Consider the following 19,017-nt stretch of genomic DNA (forward strand, 5'->3'; position numbering starts at 1 on the left):
GGTCCGGTCGGGTCAGGCGACGCTGACCGTCTCGAACTTCACTTCCTTGTTCGGCTTGCCGCCACCGGGCGCCGGGTCGAACGACCCGTCGTGGCCCGCGCGGGCGACCTCATCGATCAGCTTCAGGCCCGCCTCGTCGATGCTGCCGAAGACCGAGTAGTCGGGCGAGAGCTGCGCGTCGCCGTAGACGATGAAGAACTGGCTGCCGTTCGTGCCCTTCTGCGTCGCCTCGTCCGTGCCGGCGTTCGCCATGGCCAGGTAGCCGCGGCCGTAGGTCAGCTCGGGCCACGTCTCGTTGTCGAACGCGTAGCCGGGGCCGCCGGAGCCGGTGCCCGTCGGGTCGCCGCACTGGAGCATCTGGAGGCCCTCGGTGCCGATGCGGTGGCACGTGCTGCCGTCGTAGTAGCCCTGCTTGACCAGGTTGACGAAGCTGTTCACCGCGCAGGGCGCGAGCGCCCGGTCCAGGGTGAGCTTCAGCTCGCCGATGTTGGCCTTGACGGTGGCCTGCACGGTGCCGGACGCGGCGATGCCGCCGCCCTCGGGCGCCTTCGTGCCCTCCTTCGAGGCGGGCTCCGTCGACGGCCGGTACTCGCAGCTCGCGGGGTCCGCGAGGGGCGTCGGGCGGGTCGGCAGGGCCTTGACCTCGGTCGGGATGGTGATGGGTGCGGGCGCGCTGGAGCTGGCCGCCGCGTCGTCGCCACCGCCGCCGCCGAAGTCGGCCGTGGCGAGGAAGTACACACCGCCCGCGACGACGACGACCGCGACCACGGTCCCCACGACGGCGAACACCCGGCGCCGCTTCGCGCGCTCCGCCCGGCGGACGAGCTGGCGTTCCAGCTTCCGCTTGGCCTGCTCGCGGCGCTGCACGTTGGTCGGCACCTCGCACCCTCCCTGGTCTCTGCGTCGACGGCGACGATCGGTGAGCAGTCTAGGGGGCACGTATATAGCCGGCGTGTGGCGGATAGGCTGGTGGCGGGGTCCGCAGTGATCCGTTGTCGATCCGTTGCCGTCGAGAGGTGCTCCCGTGCTCGTGATCGGGTTCCCCACCGGCGCCCTCCAGGCCAACTGCTTCCTGCTGGCCACGGGTGCGGGCGGGCCGTGCGTGGTGGTCGACCCCGGCCAGGACGCGGAGGAGCCGGTCGCCGAGGCGCTGCGCGAGCACCGGCTGTCGCCCGTCGCCGTGCTGCTGACGCACGGCCACTTCGACCACTCGTTCTCCGTCGCGCCCGTCTGCGACGGCAACGACGTGCCCGCCTGGGTGCACCCCCGGGACCGCGAGCTGCTGTCGGACCCGCTCAAGGGCATCAGCGCCGAGTCGCGGGCGTTCTTCGGGGGCAACCTGGAGATGCGCGAGCCGCGCGAGGTGCGCGAGCTGGCCGACGGCGCCGAGCTGGACCTGGCCGGCCTGAAGCTGACCGTCGACCACACACCGGGCCATACCGGCGGGTCGGTGATGTTCCGCGCCGGCACCGAGGAGGGCGGACGGCTCGTGCTGTCCGGCGACACCCTCTTCGCCGGCTCCATCGGGCGCACCGACCTGCCGGGCGGGGACCACCGCGAGATGCTGGCGTCGCTGCGCACGAAGGTGCTGACGCTGGCCGACGACACGGTGGTGCTGCCCGGCCACGGGCCCACGACGACCATCGGCCGCGAGCGCGCGAGCAACCCGTTCCTGCTGGAGCTGGGTTCCCCCGACGCGCCGGCCGCACCGCAGCGAGGACTGTAGGGAACACCGTGACGACCTCTTCCGCACCGACCTCTTCCGCACCGCCCTTCTCCGCGCCCAAGGGCGTGCCCGACTACTTCCCGCCGACCTCCGCGTCGTTCCTGGCGGTCCGCGAGGCGCTGGTGGACTCCGCGCGCCGCGCCGGCTACGGCTACGTCGAGCTGCCCGTCTTCGAGGACACCGCGCTGTTCGCGCGCGGCGTCGGCGAGTCCACCGACGTGGTCAGCAAGGAGATGTACACCTTCACCGACCGCGGCGGCCGGTCCATCACGCTGCGGCCCGAGGGCACGGCGGGCGTCATGCGCGCCGTCATCGAGCACGGCCTGGACCGCGGGCAGCTGCCCGTGAAGCTCGCCTACGCGGGCCAGTTCTTCCGCGCCGAGCAGCCCCAGGCGGGCCGCTACCGGCAGTTCCACCAGGTCGGCGTCGAGGCCGTGGGCGTGGACGACCCGGCGCTGGACGCCGAGGTCATCGCGGTCGCCGACGCCGGGTTCCGGTCGCTCGGGCTGACCGGGTTCCGGCTGGAGCTGACCTCGCTGGGCGACTCGACGTGCCGACCCCGGTACCGGGAGAAGCTCCAGGCGTTCCTGGCGGGGCTGCCGCTGGACGACGAGACCCGCCGCCGCGCCGAGATCAACCCGCTGCGGGTGCTCGACGACAAGCGGCCCGAGGTGCGCGAGCTGGTCGCCGACGCGCCGCTGATGGTGGACAACCTGTCCGCCGAGTCGCTGGCCCACTACGAGGCCGTCAAGGGGTACCTCGGCGACCTGGGCGTGAAGTTCGTGGAGAACCCGCGGATGGTGCGCGGCCTCGACTACTACACGAAGACGACGTTCGAGTTCGTGCACGACGGGCTGGGCGCGCAGTCCGGCATCGGCGGCGGCGGGCGCTACGACGGCCTGATGGAGCAGCTCGGCGGCCAGCCGCTGTCCGGCGTCGGCTTCGGGCTGGGCGTGGACCGGGCGCTGCTGGCCTGCCAGGCCGAGGGCGTCGTGCCCGGCGACCCGGCGCGCTGCGAGGTGTACGGCGTGCCGCTGGGCGAGGCGGCGAAGTCCCGCCTGGTCGCCCTGGCGGCGCCGCTGCGCGGTGCGGGCGTGCGCTACGACCTCGCCTACGGCGGCAAGGGGCTCAAGGGTGCGATGAAGGGCGCCGACCGCTCGGGCGCGCGGTTCGCGCTCGTGCTCGGCGAACGCGACATCGAGGCCGGGGTCGTGCAGCTCAAGGAGCTGGCGACGGGCGACCAGCGGTCCGTGCCGCTGGCGGACGCGGTGACGTCGGTGCTGGAGGCGTTGGGCCGGTGAGCGAGAGCATCCCCCTCGACCTGCTGGAGCCGGAGCAGGTGCGCAAGCGCGCCGTGACGGTCGTCGTCAGCGCGCTCGTCGTCGCCGCCGCCTTCGGCGGGTTGCTGGGGCTGCTCGCCGGCCGCACCGCCGGCCTGGTCACGGCGGCGATCTTCTTCGTGCCCTTCGCGCTGCTGGCCGTCTCCGAGGCCCGGCGGCGCGTGCGGCTGGAGGGCAAGGTCCTGTCCGTGCGGGCGTTCGGCACCCGCTCGGTGGACCTGCACACCGCCGAGCAGCTCGACCTGCTGGTGACCGACGTGCGTGGGGCCCGCACCGTGGGCCTGCTCGTGCGAGGGGGGCGCAAGGCGGTCAACCTGGCGCTCGCCGTCTACTCGGGCACCGGCGCCCGCGAGCAGGGCATCCTGCCGCTGCGCACGCTGGCGGACGTCCTCGCGGGCCGCGGCGACCCGCCGGGGCTCCTCTTCTCCGAGCTGCTGGTCGCCCAGCTCCGCGCCGAGGCCCGCGGCCTGGCCACCGCCGACCGGCCGCTCTACCAGCTGGCCGCGACGGCCCCGACGGGCAAGCTGGCGCAGAAGCTGAACCCGAAGGCCATCTCCCGGTTCGTGTCGACGCTGGACTAGCCCGCACGCCAGCGGCCGTCCGCGGCAAGGGCGGTCGCCGGCGGGCGGGGTGGCCGGTGGCGGTCGGGGCGAACCGGCGGGCACGGCTGTCGTCCGTCGTGCCGCGCGGGAGCGGTCGGGCGGTCGGGCGGCGGGAGCCGGTCAGTCGTCCGGCAGGCCCCAGGTGCCCTTGGGCGGTGCGGGGGAGAGGGTGGCCGTCGCGTCCGTCGTGGGCGGCACGCCGCCGATGAAACGGGTCAGCGAGGCGTCGTGCTCGACCCGGCCGGGGAACGGGTCGCCGGCCGTGCGGCGGGTCAGGGCGGCGATCGGCAGCTCGGTGTGCGAGGCGACCAGGACGAAGTTGCCGAAGCGCCGGCCGCGGAAGACGGTGGGTTCGGCCAGGACGCACACGTGGGGGAACACGGCGCGCACGGTGGCCGCCTGGGCGCGGGCGAAGGTGAGCGGGCCGCCGTCGCCGATGTTGGCCGCGTAGACGCCGCCCGCGCGCAGCGTCCGGGACACCTGGTGCACGAACTCCACCGACGTGAGGTGCGCCGGGGTGCGCGCGCCCGCGAAGACGTCGGTGACGACCAGGTCGAACGTGTCCTCGGGCGCCCTGACCAGCACGGCCCGCGCGTCGCCGGTGCGGACGCGGATGCGCCAGTTGCGGTCCAGCGGGAGCACGCCGCGCACCAGCTCGACCAGCGCCGCGTCGATCTCCACGACCTGCTGGGTGGAGCGCGGGCGGGTGGTGGCGACGTAGCGGGGGAGGGTGAGCGCGCCGCCGCCGAGGTGCAGGGCGCGGATCGGGTCGCCGTCCGGGGCCACCAGGTCGGCGACGTGGCCGAGCCGCCGCAGGTACTCGAACTCCAGGTGCGTCGGGTCGTCCAGGTCGACGTGCGACTGCGGGGTGCCGTTCAGGCGCAGCACCCACGCCCGCGGCACGTCCTGGTCGGGGACGAGTTCCGCGATGCCCGAGTCCACCTCCCTCGTGATGGTCTCGTCGGTCTTGCGCAGTCGTCCCACACCCGACAACTTAGTCGTCGCTCCGGCATTAGGGTGATGCACGTGCAGATCGCCGCTGATGTCCTGACCGCGCTCGTCGCGGCCGTCCACCTCTACATCCTCGTGCTGGAGATGTTCCTGTGGAACACCCCGCGCGGTCGCGCGGCGTTCGGGACCACGGCGGAGTTCGCCGCCGAGTCCAAGGCGCTGGCGGCCAACCAGGGCCTCTACAACGGCTTCCTCGCCGCGGGCCTGCTGGTCGGCGTCGTGGCCGGCGGGTCGGTCGGCTTCGCGTTCGCCGTGTTCTTCCTGGCGTGCGTCGTCGTGGCCGGGCTGTACGGCGCGGCGACGGTCAGTCGTCGAATCCTGTTCGTGCAGTCCGTGCCCGCCGCGGTCGCGCTGCTGGTGGTGCTGCTCGCTCGCTAGCGGCCGTCCGGGGAGGCCGTCGCCAGGGGCCCTTCGCGGGGTCGTAGCCGGTGCGCAGGTCGCCCGTCACCCGCGCGCTCCAGGCGGCGGTCCCGGTGGGCACGTCGTCCTCCGGGCCGTCCTCTTCCCGGTCGTCCTCCGGGTCGTCGTCGGGCCCGGCCGCCCCGGCGGTGGCGGGCGCGTCCTCGCGGCCCGCCACCCACGCGGCCAGGGCGGTGGTGATCGGGACGGCCGCCACCAGGCCGATGCTGCCCACCAGGGTCCGCACGACCTCCTGCGCCACCTCCTGCGCGGTCAGGATCTCGCCCAGCGTGCGGCCCGACAGGGAGAACGCCAGCAGCAGCGGCAGCGCCGCGCCCGCGTACGCCATGACCAGGGTGTTCACCACGGACGACAGGTGGTCGCGGCCGATCCGGGACCCCGCCGCGTACAGGTCGCGGAACCCCAGCGACGGGTTGGCCCGGCGCAGCTCCCACACCGCGCTGGTCTGCGTCACGGTCACGTCGTCCAGCACGCCCAGCGCGCCGATGACCGTCCCGGCCAGCAGCAGCCCGCGGGTGTCGATGCCGTGCCCCAGCACCGCGACCAGGTTGCCGGTCTCCTGGTCGATGCCGGTGAGCTTGCCGAACGCGGAGAACGCGACGCCCAGCAGGCAGATCAGGGCGAGGCTCACCAGCGTCCCGAGCACGGCGGTGGACGTGCGCGCGGACACCCCGTGCGTCAGGTACAGCACCACGAACATGATCAGCCCCGCGCCGACCACGGCCACCGTCAGCGGGTTCTCGCCGGCCAGGATCGCGGGCAGCACGAACACCACCAGCACCACGAAGCTCAGCGCCAGCGCGCCCAGCGCGGCCAGCCCGTGCCACCGCCCGAGCAGCAGCACGGCCGCCAGGAACAGCACGGCCAGCAGCAGCAGCGGCGTGCCGCGCTGGAAGTCGACGAGCTGGTAGGACGCGCTGCTGTTCGGGTCGCCGCCGCCGAAGGACAGCACGACCGCGTCGCCCACCGAGAAGTCCGGCGTCGTCGGCTGGTCGGGCACCGGCACCCGCACGTCCCGCCCGGCCGCCGCGCCGTCGGTCATCCGCACGGTCACCAGCACGCACCCGGTCGCCCCGGCCTGGCCCACCTCCGGGCCGCACCCGCCGGCCACCACGGCCGTCACGTCGCCGAGCACCGGCACCTGGGTGATGCCGACCTCCGCGCCGGTGCGCTGGTCGTGCCCGAACGGGTAGAGCACGAACGCGCCCACGACCGTCGCCAGCACCAGCGGCAGCAGCAGGACCAGCAGCAACCGCCGCACCTGGTGGGACGCGGGGCCGGTGGGTCGCCCGTGGCCGTGGCCGTGCGCGGCGATCAGGTCCTTGGCTTGCACGGCGCACATACTGCCCGATCGCCCGGTGGCGCCCGCCGACCGGACAGCCCGGCGCGCCGACCGCTAACCCAACGGGTCGGTGAAGCGGAAGTGCTGGGCGACCGCCTCCTCGCAGGCGTCCAGGGCCTGCCGCAGCCGCTGCTCCGGCGACCCGGTGACCAGCCGCCACGGCACGCCGCGCGCGGCCAGGCCCTCCCGGAACAGCCCGGTCATCCAGGCGCGCAGGTGCTCGCCGTCCCGCCACCCGTCCTGCTCGAACGGCACGTCCTCGTGGTCGGTCAGCAGGTAGAGGGCGGGGCGGCGGGCGTCCGGCGCGATGTCGTCGCGCGGAGCGCCGAGGTAGCGGTGGCCCCACGCGGTCGCCGCCCACGCGTCGTTGTCGCACACCACGACCGGTCCGGTGGAGGCGGCGCGGATCAGCTCCTCCTGCCGGCGCGCCACGTCCTGGAAGTCGCCGACCGTCCACACCAGACGGTCGAGCGGGGCGTCCGGGTCGAACGCCCGCGCGGCGGTCAGCTTGTGCTCGGTGTGGGCGCGGCCGTACTCGGGTACCCAGGGTGCGCCGAGGTGCGCCGCGAGTTGTCGCGACAGCGTGGTCGTGCCGGTGCTCTCGGCACCGAGCACCACGATCCGGGCGCACAGCCCCGCCCGGGTGGCGGGCGCCAGGTGCGCCCAGTGCGCCCGCGGGTCTGCCCGGATCGCGGTGCCGGACACCGGGTGCGCGACCCGGTCCGGGTCGACCGGCACGTGCCGGGCGCCGAGCCGCTTGGCCATCTCGTCGCCGTAGCGCTCGCTGGAGAACACCGCGTCCACGGCGGCCGACGCCGGGTCGCCGTCCAGGATCGCGCGCCGCGCGAGCACGGCGCGCGCCACGCCCATGTGCAGCTCCCACACGGCGTCGCTGTCGAAGTCCATCTCGTGGTCGTCGACGTCGCCGAGGACCACGAGGCCGGGCGTCCCGGCGTGCTCCGCGCGCAGCCACGCCACCCGGTCGGCGACCGGGATCGACTCCGCGTGCGACGCCAGCACCGTCACCGTCGTGCGCGCGCTGCGGGCGGCGGCGGTGCGGACGAGGTGGTGGTGCCCGGCGTGCGGCGGGTAGAACTTGCCCAGCACCAGCGCGTGGTCGAACTCGCTCACCCCGGACCCGCTCGTCCCCGGCCCGCTCACACCGCGGTCCGGGCGGTGGCGGCCTCGTCGGCGCGCACCGCCTTCGTCCAGTTGCGCAGGCCGAGCACGCACAGGGCCAGGAAGCCGACGTAGAGCACCGCGGTCAGCCACAGGTCCTTGTAGGCGTACAACGGGACGTAGACGACGTCCGCGGCGATCCACAGCCACCAGCACTCGACCTTCTTGCGGGTCTGGCCCCAGGTGGCGAGCAGCGAGAGGGCGGTCGTCACCGAATCGGCCCACGGGACGTTGGAGGTGGTGAACGAGCTCAGGACCCACACCAGCACCAGGGTGGCCGCCACGCCGGCGGCCGCGAGCCACCACCACTGGGCGCGGGTGGTCCGGCTGACGGGCAGGGCGGTGCGCTCCGCACCGCCGCGCAACCAGGCCCACCAGCCGTACAGGGCGAGCGTGACGTAGACGAGCTGGAGACCGGAGTCCGCGTACAGGCCGCTGGTCGCGAACAGCACCAGGAAGGCGAGGTTGTTGAGGATGCCGATCGGCCAGTTCAACGGGTTCTGGCGGGCCACCAGCCAGACGCACAGCGCGCCGGTGACGAAGCCCGCCACCTCGCCCCAGCTCGTGCTGACGCCCCCGACGGTGACCGCCGGGGTGGTGAAGGGCCACAGGACGACGTCCAGCGGGGACAAGGCGACTCCGTTTGACCATGATTCGAACACGTGTTCGAATGAGCGTATGCGACGGGACGGGCAGCGGGACGTGGCGGACCGGCGGCGGGCCCTACCGGGGTCCCGCGGACATGCTCGCACCCGCTGCCTGGCGGGGGACACGCCCGTGCTGCTGGCCGACGGCCGGACCAGGCCCATCGCCGACGTGTCGGTGGGCGAGGAGGTGTTCGGCACGCGGGACGGCCGGTTCGTCGTCACGCGGGTGCGCGCCCACGGGAAGACCGCCGAACCCGCGTACCGCGTGACGCTGGGCGACGGCACGCAGGTCGTGGCGGGCGGTGACCACCGGTTCCTCACCGACGAGGGCTGGAAGCACGTCACGCCCGGCCAGGGCGACGACCTCGACGAGCGGCCGTTCCTGGTGAAGGGCGCCCGCCTGGTCGGCACGGGCCGGTTCGCCGCCCCGCCCGCGCACGTGCGGGAGTACCGCGAGGGCTACCTGTGGGGCGTGGTGCGCGGCGGCCTGCCCGGCGACCCCGCCGTGCTGGCGCGCGCCCGCGACTTCGCGGCCGGTTCCGTGCCGCGCGACCGCGACCTGGTCGAGTGGCCGACGACGCCCGGTGACGAGTGGTCGAAGGGTTTCCTGGCCGGGCTGTTCGACTCGCGGGGCAGCTCGACCGGCGGCGAGCTGGTGATGTCCAGTTCGGACAGCGCGGTGTTCGAGGCGGCGGTGCTCGCGCTGACCCGGCTGGCGGTGCCGCACGTGGTCGAGGTGCGCGGCGTGCGCGTCGTCGGCGGGCTGGCCGAGCGGCTGCGGTTCCTGCACCTGGTGGAACCGGCCGTGCCGCACCGCAACGCCGTGGAGGGCGTGGCGGTGCCCGTGACGCCCCGGCTGCCGGTGGTGGCCGTGGAGGCGCTCGGCGTGACGCGGGCGCTGTACGACGTCACCACCGGCACCGGGGACTTCGTGGCCAACGGCCTGGTGAGCCACAACTGCCCGCCCGACCGGGATCGGGCCGGGTGAGTTCGACGGCGCCGGAGTCCACCACCGTCCCGGGCGGACCGCAGGCGCCGCGCGGGTCGTAGGCGCTCACTGCCGGCAGCGGGGACAGCACGAGCGGGGCTTCACGGCCGGGGGGCGGGGGAGCCCGGTCCGGTCGGTGGTCGACGCACGGGTTCTCCCCGGGGTCCGTCGGTGTCGGTGACCCGCCGGTGCGGCGGGTACCGGGTGTGGACCGGGACGAGGTCGCCCACCGCGGTGGGACGGCCGTTGGACGTCGGGTGGACGCCGGTCAGGCCGACAGCGGCGACCCCAGCACGTCGTCGGGGTCGTAGCGGCGGGCGACCCGGCGCAGGCGCGGCAGGTTGTGCCGGTACGCGGTGCTCGGCCAGTCCTCCTGGAGCGGGTCGAGGTAGTTGGCGTACGTGCCGGTGCCGACGAGCGGCGCGAGCGCGCGTTGCACGTCGTCCACCTCGCGGGTGACCTCGTCGGCGGGCCGGTCGGCGACCGCGCCGAACACCTCGACCGAGGTGGGCGAGCCCCGGTGCGGGTAGGCGGTGCCGCGCGGGCCGACCCGGTCCACCGCGCCGCCCAGCGCGGCGACGACGAGCAGCGCGCTGCGCTTGCCCTCCAGGGTGCCCGCGACGGCGGCCGGGTCGGTCCACGGCCCGTCGGCGAGGCGCGAGGAGGCCCGGAACGCGTTGCGGGCGGGGTGGCCGCCGGTCATGATCCCGACCGCGGTGGGGAGGTCCACCTCGGCGTCCTCCAGCGGCGGGCGGGTGCCGACCGCGTCGAGCAGGCGGCCCACCTCGGCCCGCAGCGCGGTCGCCGGGCCGATCCGGCAGCCGGTGAGGTCGACCGAGCCGTCCGGCAGCACGACGCAGGTGCTCGACAGCTCCTCCGGCACGGCCGTGCTCCACGGCTGCCACGCGCCGAGCACGTCGGCCGCCGACCCGGCCGGGAAGCGCACCCGGAACACGGTCAGCAGGGGCGGCGCGGGCGCGGTGGCGAACTCGAACGACGTGACGACGCCGAAGCTCCCGCCGCCACCGCCGCGCAGCGCCCAGAACAGGTCGGGTTCGCGCTCGGCCGAGGCGGTCAGCAGGCGGCCGTCGGTGGTGACGACCCGGGCCGACCTCAGCCGGTCGCAGGTCAGGCCGTGGGCGCGGTCGAGCCAGCCCAGGCCGCCGCCGAGGGTGAGCCCCGCGATGCCGACCGACGGGCAGTTGCCCAGCGGGAGGCAGCGGCCGGTCGCGCTCAGCGCCGCGTAGACGTCGCGGAGGCGGGCGCCCGCGCCGACAACGGCCGTGCCGCCCGGGCGCACCTCGACACCGGACAGCGGCGCGAGGTCCACCACGAGCCCCCGGTCGGGGGTGGAGTGGGCGTCGTAGCCGTGCCCGCCGCCGCGCGCGGCCACCGCCACGCCGGACCGCCGGGCCTCGTCCAGGCAGTGCCGCACGTCGTCGGGGTGCGCGCAGCGGGCGATCGCGGCGGGCCGGTGGTGGTCGTACAGGCTGTTGAACGGCAGCCGCGCGGTGTCGTAGCCGGGGTCGCCGGGCAGCAGCAGGTCACCGGACAGCCGCGCCCGTAATCGCGCCCACCGGGGCGGTGGCCCGCCGTGCCCGCCCACCGCCGCCCCGATCGCGCCCGTCCCCGCCCACCGCAGCACGTCCCGCCGTGAAGTGACCATGCGGCCATGCTCTCACCGTATTTTGTACGGTACGCTGTACGGCATGACTGGGGTACCGGGCAGTGGAGCGGGTTTCACGCCGACCGACGAGGACGTGGCCGGGGTGCTGGCGTGGTTCGCGGAGTGGGACGCCCTGGCGGTGGCCAAGGACGTCGAGGCGATGGCGGACAAGGCGTTGTTCCCCGTCAACGCGGTGACCGACGGGTCGGCGCGGTCGTGGGACCGGGCGCGGTTCCTGGCCGACATGGCCGCGTCGCTGGGCGACGGGGACGTGGGGATGGAGTCGGTGCGGACGCCGCACTTCCTCACCGCCGACCTGGTGTTCGTGATCACCGACGCGACCATCACCGCGGACGGGCACGCGCAGGTCGTGCGGTACGGCGACCTGCTGGTGAAGGTCGACGGGAGGTGGTTGTTCCAGACGATGGCCCAGGGCGGCTGGTAGCCCGGGGCGACCGCCCCGCCGACGAACCGCCCCACTAACAATCAGTCTTGACTGTTTGTTAGTGGGGCGGAACACTCGCCCGCATGGCCACCGAGACCAGGCAGCGGCAGGCCGACCGCAGCCGCGAGACCCGGCGCAAGCTCATGGAGGCGACGGTCGGGTGCCTCGTCGAGCTGGGCTGGTCGGGCACGACGACGACGGTCGTGGCCGAGCGCGCGGGCGTCTCCCGCGGCGCCCAGCTGCACCACTTCCGCACCCGCGGCGAGCTGGTCGCCGCCGCGGTCGAGCACCTGGGCGCGGAGAGCGTCCTGCACCTCAAGGAACGCGCCCGCACCGCGCACGGCGGCGTCACCGCGGTGGTCGAGCTGATCGCCGACTTCTACGCGAGCGACCTGTTCACCGCCGCCCTCGAACTGTGGGTCGCCGCCCGCACCGACGCCGCCCTGAAGACGGTGGTCGTGCCGCTGGAGGTCCGCATCGGGCGCGAGACCCACCGGCTGGCCGTCGAGCTGCTCGGCGCCGACGAGACCAGGCCCGGCGTGCGCGAGGCCGTGCAGATCACCCTGGACCTGGTCCGCGGCCTGGCGCTCGCGAACCAGCTCACCGACGACGGGAACCGGCGCCGGCGGGTCGTCCGGCACTGGGCGCGGCTGCTGGAGGAGACCCTGCGGGAGGAGACGCCGTGATCGAGCACGTCCTGGACGACCTGCGCGCCGAGAGCGGGGTGCTGGACGACCTGGTCGCGGACGCCGACTGGTCGCTGCCCACGCCCGCCGCCGGCTGGACGATCGCCCACCAGGTCGCCCACCTGAGCTGGACGGACCGGATCGCCGCGCTCGCCGCGCGCGACCCGGCCGCGTTCGCCGGAGCGCTGGCGACGGCCACGCCCGACATGGTCGACGAGGGCGCGCGGGAACCCGTGACGCTCGACGGGTGGCGCGCGAGCCGGGAGGAGCTGGCCGCCGCGCTGCTCGCCGTCCCCGAGGGCGGCCGGGTGCCGTGGTTCGGGCCGCCCATGAGCCCGACGTCCATGGCCACCGCCCGGCTGATGGAGACGTGGGCGCACGGCCAGGACGTGGCCGACGCGCTCGGCGTGGTCCGCGAACCCACCCGGCGGCTCAAGCACGTCGCGCACATCGCGGTGCGCGCGTTCGGCTACGCGTTCCTGGTCAACGGGCTGCCCGTGCCGGGCGACCCGGTGCGGGTCGAGCTGACCGCCCCGGACGGCGAGCTGTGGGCGTGGGGCCCCGAGGGGGCCGCCGACCGGATCACCGGCCCCGCCCTGGACTTCTGCCTGCTCGCCACGCAGCGCCGGCACCGCGACGACCTCGCCGTCACCGCGTCCGGACCGGTGGCGAGCGCGTGGCTGCCGATCGCGCAGGCGTTCGCCGGTCCCCCCGGCGCGGGGCGGGAGCGGCGGTGATCCGCATCGGCAACGCGTCCGGCTTCTACGGCGACCGGTTCTCCGCCGTGCGCGAGATGCTGCACGGCGGTCACCTCGACGTGCTGACCGGCGACTACCTGGCCGAGCTGACCATGCTCATCCTCGGCCGCGACCGCGCGAAGGACCCCCGCCTGGGCTACGCCCGCACGTTCCTGCGCCAGCTGGAGGACAACCTCGCCGAGGCGCTGGAACGCGGCGTGAAGATCGTGTCCAACGCGGGCGGGCTCAACCCCGAGGGGCTGGCCGAGGCGGTCGACGCGCTCGGCACGGGCGCGAAGGTCGCCTGCGTGACCGGCGACGACGTGCGCGCCCACTTCCCCGACGCGCTGACCGCCAACGCCTACCTCGGCGCGTGGGGCATCGCCGAAGCCCTGAAGGCGGGCGCGGACGTCGTGGTCACCGGCCGCGTCACGGACGCCTCGCTGGTCGTGGGGCCGGCCGCCGCGCACTTCGGCTGGGGCCGCGGGGACTGGGACCGGCTGGCCGGGGCCACCGTCGCCGGGCACGTGCTGGAGTGCGGCGCGCAGGCCACCGGCGGCAACTACCCGTTCTTCACCGAGATCGACGCCGAGCGGCCCGGGTTCCCGATCGCCGAGGTCGAGGCCGACGGGTCCGCGCTGATCACCAAGCACGACGGCACGGGCGGCGCGGTCACCGCCGACACGGTCACCGCCCAGCTGCTCTACGAGATCGGCGACCCGGCCTACCCGGGCCCGGACGTGGTCAGCCACTTCGACACGATCCGGCTCGACCCGCACGAGCGCGGGGTGCGGATCTCGGGGGTGCGCGGGTCGCCGCCGCCGGACGAGCTGAAGGTCTGCCTCAACACCCTCGGCGGGTTCCGCAACTCCACCACGTTCGTGCTGACCGGGCTGGACGTGGAGGCCAAGGCCGCCCTCGTGCGGCGGCAGCTGGAGGCCGCGCTCGGCGCGGACGACCTCACGTGGGTGCTGGCGCGCACCGATCGCGCCGACGCCGACACCGAGGAGACCGCGAGCGCGCTGCTGCACGCCACGGTCAAGACGGCGGACCCCGGGCGCGCCAAGGCGTTCTCCCGGGCGGCCGTGGAGCTGGCGCTGGCGTCCTACCCGGGCTTCCACGTCACCGCGCCGCCCGGCGACGGCACGCCGTTCGGCGTGTACCGGGCCGCGTACGTGCCGCGCGACGCCGTCGCGCACCGGGTCGTGCTGCCCGGCGGGGAGGTGGTCGCGGTATGAGCGGACGCACCAGGAGGGTCCCGCTCGGCGCCGTCGTCGGCGCCCGCTCGGGCGACAAGGGCGGCGACGCCAACCTCGGCGTGTGGGCGCGCACCGACGCGCGGTACGAGTGGCTGCGCGCCGAGCTGACGGTGGCCCGGCTCAAGGAGCTGCTGCCCGAGGCGGACGAGGTCGTCCGCCACGAGCTGCCGAACCTGCGGGCGCTGAACTTCGTGCTGCGCGGCCTGCTCGGCGACGGCGTCGCCTCCTCCACCCGGTTCGACCCGCAGGCCAAGGCGCTGGGCGAGTGGCTGCGCTCCCGGCACGTCGACGTCCCCGAGGAGCTGCTGTGAGCACTGGTGACCTGTTCGGCACGCCCGAGCGGCGCGACCTGCGCGCGACCGTGCGGCGGTTCACCGAGAAGGAGGTCGTGCCGCACCTCGACGGGTGGGAGCGCGCGGGCGAGCTGCCCCGGTCGCTGCACCGCGCGGCGGCGGCGATCGGGTTGCTGGGCGTCGGCTTCCCCGAGTCCGTCGGCGGCGCGGGCGACCTGCTCGACACCGTCGTGGTCACCGAGGAGCTGATCCAGGCGGGCGGCTCGTCCGGCCTGGTCGCCGGGCTGCTCACGCACGGCATCGCGGTGCCGCACATCGTGGACGCGGGCGACCCGGCGCTGATCGACCGGTTCGCGCGACCGGCCCTGGCGGGCGAGCTGATCGGGTCGCTGGCGATCACCGAGCCCGGCGGCGGGTCGGACGTGGCCGCGCTGCGCACCACCGCGCGCCGCGACGGCGACCACTTCGTCGTCAACGGGGCGAAGGCGTTCACCACCTCCGGCACGCGGGCGGACTTCGTGACCGCGGCGGTGCGCACCGGGGGACCGGGCCACGAGGGCATCAGCCTGCTGGTGGTGGAGCGCGGCACGCCCGGGTTCGGCGTGGACCGGCGGCTGGAGAAGATGGGTTGGCACTGCTCCGACACCGCCGACCTGTCCTTCGCGGACGCCCGCGTGCCCGCCGCCAACCTGGTCGGGCCGGAGAACGGCGGCTTCGCGCTGCTCATGCGGCAGTTCCAGGCGGAGCGGATCTCGCTGGCCGTGCAGGCGTACGCGACGGCGCAGCGCGCCCTCGACCTCACCGTCGCCCACGTGCGGCGGCGCGAGGCGTTCGGCCGGCCCCTGATCACGCGCCAGGTCGTCGCGCACCGGCTGGTGGAGATGGCGCAGCGGACCGACCTCGCCCGCACCTACGTGCGCGAGGTGGCGGTGCGGGCGGCGCGCGGCGAGGAGGTCGTGGCGCAGGTGTGCTTCGCGAAGAACGCCGCCGTCGAGGCTTGCTCGTTCGTGGTGGACGCGGCCGTGCAGCTGCACGGCGGCGCCGGCTACCTCCGCGACGCGGAGGTGGAGCGGCACTACCGGGACGCGCGCGTCCTGGGCATCGGGGGCGGCGCGACCGAGGTGATGACCGAGCTGGCGGCCAGGCGATTGGGGTACACGGCATGACGACGCTGCGCACGGCGGTGGACACCCGGTCGCCGGGCTACGCCGAGAACAGGGAGGCGTTGCTGGCCAAGCTGGCCGAGCTGGACGCCGAGCAGGCCAAGGCCCTCGCGGGCGGCGGGCCGAAGTACACCGAGCGGCACCGCCGGCGCGGCAAGCTGTCGGCGCGCGAGCGGGTCGAGCTGCTGGTCGACCCGGACAGCCCGTTCCTGGAGCTGTCGCCGCTGGCCGCCTGGGGCACCGACTACCCGGTCGGCGCGAGCGTGGTGACCGGCATCGGCGTGGTCGAGGGCGTCGAGTGCGTGGTCGTGGCCAACGACCCGACGGTGCGCGGCGGCGCGAGCAACCCGTGGACGCTGCGCAAGACGTTCCGCGCCAACGACATCGCGCTGCAGAACCGGCTGCCGCTGATCGGGCTGGTCGAGTCCGGCGGCGCCGACCTGCCGAGCCAGAGCGAGATCTTCATCCCCGGCGGCCGGGCGTTCCGCGACCTGACCCGGCTGTCGGCGGCGGGCATCCCGACGATCAGCGCGGTGTTCGGCAACGCGACGGCGGGCGGCGCGTACGTGCCGGGCACGTCCGACTACGTGATCATGGTGGACGGCCGCTCCAAGGTGTTCCTCGGCGGGCCGCCGCTGGTGCGGATGGCGACCGGCGAGGAGTCCGACGACGAGTCGCTGGGCGGCGCGCGGATGCACGGCACCACGTCCGGGCTCGCGGACTTCGTGGCCGCCGACGAGGTCGACGCGATCCGGCTGACCCGGCGCGTGGTGGCCCGGTTGAACCGGCGCAAGCAGGGCCCCGCGCCCAAGCCGGCCGAGCCGCCGCTGTTCGACGAGGAGGAGCTGCTCGGCCTCGTGCCGACGGACCTGCGCGTGCCGTTCGACCCGCGCGAGGTGATCGCCCGGCTCGTGGACGGCTCCCGGTTCGACGAGTTCAAGCCCGACTACGGGACCAGCCTCGTCACCGGCTGGGCCGACCTGCACGGCTATCCGGTCGGGGTGCTGGCCAACGCGCGGGGCGTGCTGTTCAGCGAGGAGGCGCAGAAGGCCGCGCAGTTCATCCAGCTCGCCAACAGCGCCGACACGCCGCTGCTGTTCCTCCAGAACACCACCGGCTACATGGTCGGCGCGCGCTACGAGCAGGGCGGCATCATCAAGCACGGCGCGATGATGATCAACGCCGTGTCGAACAGCCGCGTGCCGCACCTGACCGTCGTCATGGGCGCGTCCTACGGCGCGGGCAACTACGGCATGTGCGGCCGGGCCTACGACCCCAGGTTCCTGTTCACCTGGCCCAGCGCCAAGTCGGCGGTGATGGGGCCGGCGCAGCTCGCGGGCGTGCTGTCGATCGTGGCGAGGCAGTCGGCGGCGGCCCGGGGCCAGGAGTACGACGAGGAGGACGACGCGGCGATGCGGCAGGTGGTGGAGGGGCAGATCGAGCAGCAGTCCCTGGCCGCCTTCCTGTCCGGCCGGCTCTACGACGACGGCGTGATCGACCCGCGCGACACGCGCACGGTGCTCGGCCTGTGCCTGTCGGCGATCCACTGTGGACCGATCAGGGGCGCCGAGGGCTACGGCGTCTTCCGGATGTGAGGACGCGATGATCCGCAAGCTGCTGGTCGCCAACCGGGGCGAGATCGCCCGCCGGGTGATCCGGACGTGCCGCGAGCTGGGCGTGTCGCCGGTGGCGGTGTTCTCCGACCCGGACGCCCCCGCGCCCCACGTGCGCGAGGCCGACGCCGCCGTCCGCCTGCCCGGCGCGTCGCCCGCCGAGACCTACCTGCGGGCCGACCTGCTGGTCGCCGCCGCGCTCGCGTCCGGCGCGGACGCGGTGCACCCCGGCTACGGGTTCCTGTCCGAGGACGCGGCGTTCGCCCGCGCCGTGCTGGCCGCCGGCCTCACCTGGGTCGGGCCCGACCCGGCGGTGATCGAGGCGATGGCCTCGAAGGTCGCCGCCAAGAAGAGGATGGCGGCGGCGGGCGTGCCGGTGCTGCCCGAGCTGGACCCGGCGTCGGCGGAGGAGTTCCCGCTCCTGGTCAAGGCGTCCGCCGGCGGCGGCGGGCGCGGGATGCGCGTGGTGCGGTCGCGCGACGGGCTGGCCGCGGCGGTGGCCGCCGCGCGGCGCGAGGCCGAGTCCGCGTTCGGCGACGGCACGGTGTTCTGCGAACCCCTGCTGGAACGCGCGCGGCACGTCGAGGTGCAGGTGCTCGCCGACGCGCACGGCACCGTGTGGGCGCTGGGCGAGCGCGAGTGCTCCGTGCAGCGGCGGCACCAGAAGATCGTCGAGGAGACGCCGGGCCCCGCGGTCACCCCCGGGCTCCGCGCGCGGCTGTTCGACGCGGCCACCCGGGCCGCCGAGGCCATCGGGTACGTGGGCGCGGGCACCGTCGAGTTCCTCTGCGCCGACGACGGCGCGTTCCACTTCCTGGAGGTCAACACCCGCCTCCAGGTCGAGCACCCGGTCACCGAGGAGGTGTTCGGCCTCGACCTGGTGGCCTGGCAGCTCGCGATCGCCGAGGGCGCCCGGCTGCCCGCCGAGCCGCCCGCGCCGGCCGGCCACGCGATCGAGGCCCGCCTGTACGCCGAGGACCCGGCGCACGACTGGCGGCCCGCGAGCGGCGTGCTGCACCGCTTCGCCGTGCCCGCCGGGGTGCGGGTGGACAGCGGCGTGGAGGACGGCAGCGAGGTCGGCGTGCACTACGACCCGATGCTGGCCAAGGTCGTCGCGTGGGCGCCGACCCGGTACGCCGCGGTCCGCAAGCTGGCCGCCGCGCTGGAGCGGGCCGAGCTGCACGGGCTGGTCACCAACCGCGACCTGCTGGTGCGGGTGCTGCGGCACCCGGCGTTCGAGGCCGGGGCCACGCACACCGGGTTCCTCGACGAGCACCGCCTCACCGAGCCGCCGGCGGTCGACGTGCGCCCCGCCGCCCTGGCCGCGGCCCTGGCGCTGGCCGAGCGGAGGCGCGCGGCGCTGCCGGTGGGGGTCCCGCTGGGCTGGCGCAACCTCGTCTCCCAGCCGCAGCGGGCGGTGTTCGAGCACGGCGACGAGGTCGTCGAGGTCGACTACCGGCACACCCGCGCGGGCGTGACGACGAGCCTGGACCTGGCCGTGGTGTCGGCGTCGCCGGACGAGGTGGTGTTCGAGCGCGCCGGCGTGCGCACCGCGCACCGCGTCGCGGTCCACGGCGACCGGGTCGAGGTGGGCGCGGTGTCGCTGCGGCTGCGCCCGCGCTTCCCCGAGCCCGAGGCGGCGGTGGCCGAGGGCGCGACCGTCGCGCCCATGCCGGGCACGGTCGTCCGGGTGGCGGTCGGGGCGGGGCAGGAGGTCGCGGCCGGGGCGGAGCTGCTCGTGCTGGAGGCCATGAAGATGGAGCACCGGGTGCTCGCCACCACCGGCGGCACGGTCGCGGAGGTGCTGGTCGAGGTGGGTCGGCAGGTCGACGCGGGCGACGTGCTCGTCGTCGTGGGCGAGGCCCCGCTCGCGGGGACGGGCGGAGGGGCGGGGTCGTGA

Annotated in this window: 17 protein-coding genes and 1 pseudogene; 12 read left to right on the top strand and 6 right to left on the bottom strand. The window is 75.1% G+C overall.

Annotated features, from left to right (window positions below):
- Positions 1-12: 12 nt before the first annotated feature.
- Positions 13-879: a peptidylprolyl isomerase gene (locus tag ACR807_RS18160; protein WP_438922516.1), complete on the bottom strand. Its 867-nt coding sequence runs from the start codon at positions 877-879 to the stop codon at positions 13-15.
- Between the two features lie 145 nt (positions 880-1,024).
- Between ACR807_RS18160 and ACR807_RS18165 the strand changes: the two genes are divergently transcribed.
- Genes ACR807_RS18165 through ACR807_RS18175 form a run of 3 tightly spaced genes read left to right on the top strand, consistent with a single transcriptional unit; the run spans position 1,025 to position 3,647 of the window.
- Positions 1,025-1,726, top strand: a complete 702-nt coding sequence (locus tag ACR807_RS18165) for an MBL fold metallo-hydrolase (RefSeq protein ID WP_438922517.1) — start codon at positions 1,025-1,027, stop codon at positions 1,724-1,726.
- Between the two features lie 8 nt (positions 1,727-1,734).
- A complete protein-coding gene (gene hisS / locus ACR807_RS18170; RefSeq protein WP_438922518.1) occupies positions 1,735-3,027 on the top strand; it encodes a histidine--tRNA ligase in 1,293 nt (430 codons plus the stop codon).
- Complete coding sequence (locus tag ACR807_RS18175; protein WP_438922519.1) at positions 3,024-3,647, top strand: hypothetical protein; 624 nt, start codon at positions 3,024-3,026, stop codon at positions 3,645-3,647. Before hisS ends, ACR807_RS18175 begins: the two co-directional genes overlap by 4 nt.
- A gap of 141 nt (positions 3,648-3,788) precedes the next feature.
- On the opposite strand, the gene ACR807_RS18180 is transcribed toward ACR807_RS18175, so the two are convergent.
- Positions 3,789-4,652 (bottom strand): spermidine synthase, encoded by an 864-nt coding sequence (locus tag ACR807_RS18180; protein WP_438922520.1) that lies wholly within the window; start codon positions 4,650-4,652, stop codon positions 3,789-3,791.
- A 42-nt stretch (positions 4,653-4,694) separates the two neighbouring features.
- On the opposite strand from ACR807_RS18180, the gene ACR807_RS18185 reads away from it, so the two are divergent.
- Positions 4,695-5,057, top strand: a complete 363-nt coding sequence (locus ACR807_RS18185; RefSeq protein ID WP_438922521.1) for a DUF1304 domain-containing protein — start codon at positions 4,695-4,697, stop codon at positions 5,055-5,057.
- Here ACR807_RS18185 and ACR807_RS18190 read toward each other — a convergent pair.
- From ACR807_RS18190 to pnuC, 3 genes are read right to left on the bottom strand one after another with little or no spacing between them, the layout of a single operon-like run.
- Complete coding sequence (locus tag ACR807_RS18190; RefSeq protein WP_438922522.1) at positions 4,984-6,441, bottom strand: YibE/F family protein; 1,458 nt, start codon at positions 6,439-6,441, stop codon at positions 4,984-4,986. The genes ACR807_RS18185 and ACR807_RS18190 overlap by 74 nt on opposite strands.
- Before the next feature lie 54 nt (positions 6,442-6,495).
- Complete coding sequence (locus ACR807_RS18195; RefSeq protein ID WP_438922523.1) at positions 6,496-7,572, bottom strand: AAA family ATPase; 1,077 nt, start codon at positions 7,570-7,572, stop codon at positions 6,496-6,498.
- 26 nt (positions 7,573-7,598) lie between these two features.
- Complete coding sequence (pnuC, locus tag ACR807_RS18200; protein ID WP_438922524.1) at positions 7,599-8,252, bottom strand: nicotinamide riboside transporter PnuC; 654 nt, start codon at positions 8,250-8,252, stop codon at positions 7,599-7,601.
- A 46-nt stretch (positions 8,253-8,298) separates the two neighbouring features.
- Between pnuC and ACR807_RS18205 the strand changes: the two genes are divergently transcribed.
- Positions 8,299-9,255 carry a hypothetical protein gene (locus tag ACR807_RS18205; protein WP_438922525.1) on the top strand — a complete coding sequence of 319 codons (957 nt, stop codon included), beginning with the start codon at positions 8,299-8,301 and terminating at the stop codon, positions 9,253-9,255.
- Positions 9,256-9,523: 268 nt separating this feature from the next.
- Here ACR807_RS18205 and ACR807_RS18210 read toward each other — a convergent pair whose 3' ends face one another.
- Positions 9,524-10,921, bottom strand: coding sequence for an FAD-binding oxidoreductase (locus tag ACR807_RS18210; RefSeq protein WP_438922526.1), 1,398 nt, complete (start codon positions 10,919-10,921; stop codon positions 9,524-9,526).
- A 43-nt stretch (positions 10,922-10,964) separates the two neighbouring features.
- On the opposite strand from ACR807_RS18210, the gene ACR807_RS18215 reads away from it, so the two are divergent.
- From ACR807_RS18215 to ACR807_RS18245, 7 genes and pseudogenes are all read left to right on the top strand, one after another.
- Positions 10,965-11,366, top strand: coding sequence for a nuclear transport factor 2 family protein (locus ACR807_RS18215; protein ID WP_438922527.1), 402 nt, complete (start codon positions 10,965-10,967; stop codon positions 11,364-11,366).
- Positions 11,367-11,449: 83 nt separating this feature from the next.
- On the top strand, positions 11,450-12,052 hold the full coding sequence (locus tag ACR807_RS18220) for a TetR/AcrR family transcriptional regulator (RefSeq protein WP_438922528.1): 603 nt from the start codon (positions 11,450-11,452) through the stop codon (positions 12,050-12,052).
- Positions 12,049-12,789: a TIGR03084 family metal-binding protein gene (locus ACR807_RS18225; RefSeq protein WP_438922529.1), complete on the top strand. Its 741-nt coding sequence runs from the start codon at positions 12,049-12,051 to the stop codon at positions 12,787-12,789. The genes ACR807_RS18220 and ACR807_RS18225 overlap by 4 nt, the downstream gene beginning before the upstream one ends.
- Before the next feature lie 56 nt (positions 12,790-12,845).
- Positions 12,846-14,359, top strand: a pseudogene (locus ACR807_RS18230) (acyclic terpene utilization AtuA family protein).
- Positions 14,356-15,507 carry an acyl-CoA dehydrogenase family protein gene (locus tag ACR807_RS18235; protein WP_438922530.1) on the top strand — a complete coding sequence of 384 codons (1,152 nt, stop codon included), beginning with the start codon at positions 14,356-14,358 and terminating at the stop codon, positions 15,505-15,507. Before ACR807_RS18230 ends, ACR807_RS18235 begins: the two are co-directional and overlap by 4 nt.
- Complete coding sequence (locus ACR807_RS18240; RefSeq protein ID WP_438922531.1) at positions 15,504-17,099, top strand: acyl-CoA carboxylase subunit beta; 1,596 nt, start codon at positions 15,504-15,506, stop codon at positions 17,097-17,099. The genes ACR807_RS18235 and ACR807_RS18240 overlap by 4 nt, the downstream gene beginning before the upstream one ends.
- Positions 17,100-17,106: 7 nt before the next feature.
- Positions 17,107-19,017: an acetyl/propionyl/methylcrotonyl-CoA carboxylase subunit alpha gene (locus ACR807_RS18245; RefSeq protein ID WP_438922532.1), complete on the top strand. Its 1,911-nt coding sequence runs from the start codon at positions 17,107-17,109 to the stop codon at positions 19,015-19,017.

Source organism: Saccharothrix sabaoui, assembly GCF_051756985.1.
In the GTDB taxonomy this organism is placed as follows: domain Bacteria; phylum Actinomycetota; class Actinomycetes; order Mycobacteriales; family Pseudonocardiaceae; genus Actinosynnema.

Coding starts and splice junctions, on each gene's coding strand:
- ACR807_RS18210 (WP_438922526.1), bottom strand. CDS start 10,921: ATGGTCACTTCACGGCGGGACGTGCTGCGGTGGGCGGGGACGGGCGCG.
- ACR807_RS18220 (WP_438922528.1), top strand. CDS start 11,450: ATGGCCACCGAGACCAGGCAGCGGCAGGCCGACCGCAGCCGCGAGACC.
- ACR807_RS18205 (WP_438922525.1), top strand. CDS start 8,299: ATGCGACGGGACGGGCAGCGGGACGTGGCGGACCGGCGGCGGGCCCTA.
- ACR807_RS18240 (WP_438922531.1), top strand. CDS start 15,504: ATGACGACGCTGCGCACGGCGGTGGACACCCGGTCGCCGGGCTACGCC.
- ACR807_RS18215 (WP_438922527.1), top strand. CDS start 10,965: ATGACTGGGGTACCGGGCAGTGGAGCGGGTTTCACGCCGACCGACGAG.
- ACR807_RS18245 (WP_438922532.1), top strand. CDS start 17,107: ATGATCCGCAAGCTGCTGGTCGCCAACCGGGGCGAGATCGCCCGCCGG.
- ACR807_RS18190 (WP_438922522.1), bottom strand. CDS start 6,441: ATGTGCGCCGTGCAAGCCAAGGACCTGATCGCCGCGCACGGCCACGGC.